General features: G+C 62.8%; 5 protein-coding genes. 1 reads left to right on the forward strand and 4 read right to left on the reverse strand.

Annotated elements, in window-relative coordinates:
• From F8K16_RS06495 to F8K16_RS06510, 4 genes are all read right to left on the reverse strand, one after another.
• The coding region (locus tag F8K16_RS06495; RefSeq protein WP_294948424.1) for an asparaginase domain-containing protein at positions 1-476 on the reverse strand (476 nt) is incomplete at its 3' end.
• Positions 473-931, reverse strand: a complete 459-nt coding sequence (gene lexA / locus F8K16_RS06500; RefSeq protein WP_294948426.1) for a transcriptional repressor LexA — start codon at positions 929-931, stop codon at positions 473-475. The genes lexA and F8K16_RS06495, both read right to left, overlap by 4 nt.
• The gene (locus F8K16_RS06505) at positions 928-1,230 is read right to left on the reverse strand and encodes a YciI family protein (RefSeq protein ID WP_294948428.1); all 303 of its coding nucleotides are present in this window, start codon (positions 1,228-1,230) and stop codon (positions 928-930) included. The genes lexA and F8K16_RS06505 overlap by 4 nt, the downstream gene beginning before the upstream one ends.
• The gene (locus F8K16_RS06510; protein WP_294948430.1) at positions 1,230-1,775 is read right to left on the reverse strand and encodes a septation protein A; all 546 of its coding nucleotides are present in this window, start codon (positions 1,773-1,775) and stop codon (positions 1,230-1,232) included. The genes F8K16_RS06505 and F8K16_RS06510 overlap by 1 nt, the downstream gene beginning before the upstream one ends.
• On the opposite strand from F8K16_RS06510, the gene F8K16_RS06515 reads away from it, so the two are divergent.
• Positions 1,774-2,469, forward strand: a 696-nt coding sequence (locus tag F8K16_RS06515; RefSeq protein WP_294948432.1) for a PHP domain-containing protein, incomplete at its 3' end; no start/stop codon positions are given. The two genes, F8K16_RS06510 and F8K16_RS06515, sit on opposite strands and share 2 nt — an antisense overlap.

A 2,469-nucleotide genomic window follows, 5' to 3' on the forward strand; every position in this document is an offset into this window, starting at 1 on the left:
AAAACGCCCCGGCTGCGATCTTTTTGGGCAGTGGTGGCTGGCAGAAGCCGGCCGTTCATGGCGATCCACACGCCGGGTTGCGCCAGCTGCGCGGCCATGAGCGCCGCACCCAGATTGAACAGGGCGTCTGAATGACCCAGCCGGTGGGGACGCATGGCGCCGGTGAGCACGATGGTCTTCTTCTTCAGCACCGGACGGGTGCTCAGGAGACGGCCCGTCTCCGTCATGGTGTCGGTGCCGTGGGTGATGACGAGCCTTTCATGCTCCGACGCTTCCGCCGCTTCGGCAATGCGCAGGCGGTCGGCGTCGGTCATTTCAAGGGAATCCTTCTGCATGAGCACGGTGGTGGTCACAGGGAGGGTGACTCGGGCACGCTCAAGCATGTGGGGCACGATGGTGCCGGGAAAGGTCAGCTCGCCGCTCAGGGCGTCATAATCCTTGTCCAGCGTGCCGCCGGTGATGAGAAGGTGAATCATGGCTGGCGCAGAATGCCGCGGACGATGCCGATGATTTCGATCTCTTCGTTGCGGATGAAGATGGGGGCCATCTCCGGGTTGGCCGGCTGCAGGCGCACCCCGTCCCGTTCGATGTAGAGCTTCTTCATGGTCACTTCGTCGCCGTTGATGCGCACGATGACCGACTCGCCGTTTTCCGCCGTGCGGCGGCGCTCGATAATGACAATGTCGCCATCCTCGATGCCCTCATCAATCATGGAGTTGCCCCTGACACGCAGGGCGAAGGTCTCCTTGCGCGCCATGGAGCGGGGAATCTCCACCGTATCGAAATCCAGCGCCATCTGTATAGGCTCGCCGGCGGATGTCCAGCCCAGCAGGGGGACGGACACCATGGGTTCATCCATCAGATCGAACACCTCGCTGTCCAGCCGGGTTCGGCTGGCGGAACGGGGAATGAGAAAGACCGGATCGCTCATCTGGGGAACACCTGCTTGAAGGGTTTGACGGTGACCTTTGCATAAACGCCGGCTTCCACATAGGGGTCCGCTTCCGCCCAGGCTTTCGCTTCATCCAGATCGGCGAATTCGGCCACGATCAGGCTGCCGGTAAAGCCCGCCTCGCCCGGGTCGATGGCGTCCACGGCCGGGAAGGGGCCGGCCAGCACCAGTCGGCCTTCCTGCTGCAACTGCTCCAGCCGGGCGATGTGGCGTTCGCGCGCGCTGCGGCGCAGCGGCAGGGAATCAGGCACGTCTTCGGCGCAGATCATGTAGAGCATCAGTCCGTCTCCTCACGCTTGTCTTCCATGTATTTTGCCAGATAAATCCCCTGAAGCAGAATGAACACCAGGGTCATGCCCATCAGGCCGAACAGCTTGAAGTTGACCCATGTGTCGGTGTCGAAGGTGTAGGCCACGAACAGGTTGGCGGCACCGGAGAAGATGAAGAAGGTGATCCACAGCATGCTCAGGCGCGTCCACACCTGTTCCGGCAGGTGCAGCGCCTCATCCAGCATGCGTCGGATGATGGGCTTGTCGCCAATGTAGTGGCTGCCCCAGAACACCAGCGCGAAACCCCAGTTGACCAGCGTGGGCTTCCACTTGATGAAGGTCTCATCGTGCAGCGCCAAGGTCAGCCCGCCCAGCACCAGTATCAGCGCCAGGGTGACAAGATGCATCTTTTCCACCCGGCGGTGCTTCATGTAGACGAAGAAGACCTGCGCCACGGCCGCGGCGATGGCCACGCCGGTGGCCACGTAGATATCGTAGAGCTTGTAGGCGATAAAGAATAGAATGACCGGAAAGAGGTCGAAAAGCAGCTTCATGTCGTCACCCGCCGTTGAGTTCCCGAATTATAGACCTGATCTTCATAGCCATTCCACCGCCTCCGACGGCGCGCTTGCGCCCGCAGAGCTGGTGTTGCGCGCACACAACGCAGGGGTGAGCCATCTGGCACTCACTGACCATGATACGACCGCAGGCATTGACGAAGCCCAGACGGCGGCCCGGTCACTGGGCATCACGCTGATTCCGGGAGCGGAGCTGTCGGTGAGCTGGCAGGGCCAGACACTGCATGTGGTCGGTCTGGGCCTGAATACGGAGTCGGAGGCGCTGAAACGGTTTCTCAAGGCGACACGCACGCTGCGCGAGGCCCGTGCCGAGGCCATCTGCGGCAAGCTTGCAAAGATCGGGCTGGAGATTGACTGGCGCTCCATCGACACTCACAGCATAGGACGCGGGCACATCGCCCAGGTGCTGATCGAACGCGGCTGGGTGCGCACCCATCAGCAGGCGTTCGACCACTATCTCAAGCGGGGACGCAAGGGCCATGTCAGGGTCGAATGGCTGTCGCTGGAGGCGGGCGTGGCGGCCATCCGGGCCGCTGGGGGCATCGCCGTGCTGGCCCATCCCGGTGTCTACCGCATGACCCACAGCAAGATGCGCCGCCTGCTGGCAGCGTTCCGGGACGCCGGCGGAGAAGGAATCGAGGTGATCACCGGCGCCCACGGCTCGCCCGCC

The organism is Sulfurivirga sp., assembly GCF_015490265.1.
Classification (GTDB): Bacteria; Pseudomonadota; Gammaproteobacteria; order Thiomicrospirales; family Thiomicrospiraceae; genus Sulfurivirga.

What these genes read in the sequence shown, in the direction of transcription:
- lexA (WP_294948426.1), bottom strand. Translation starts at nt 931, where the DNA reads ATGAGCGATCCGGTCTTTCTCATTCCCCGTTCCGCCAGCCGAACCCGG.
- F8K16_RS06505 (WP_294948428.1), bottom strand. Translation starts at nt 1,230, where the DNA reads ATGCTCTACATGATCTGCGCCGAAGACGTGCCTGATTCCCTGCCGCTG.
- F8K16_RS06510 (WP_294948430.1), bottom strand. Translation starts at nt 1,775, where the DNA reads ATGAAGCTGCTTTTCGACCTCTTTCCGGTCATTCTATTCTTTATCGCC.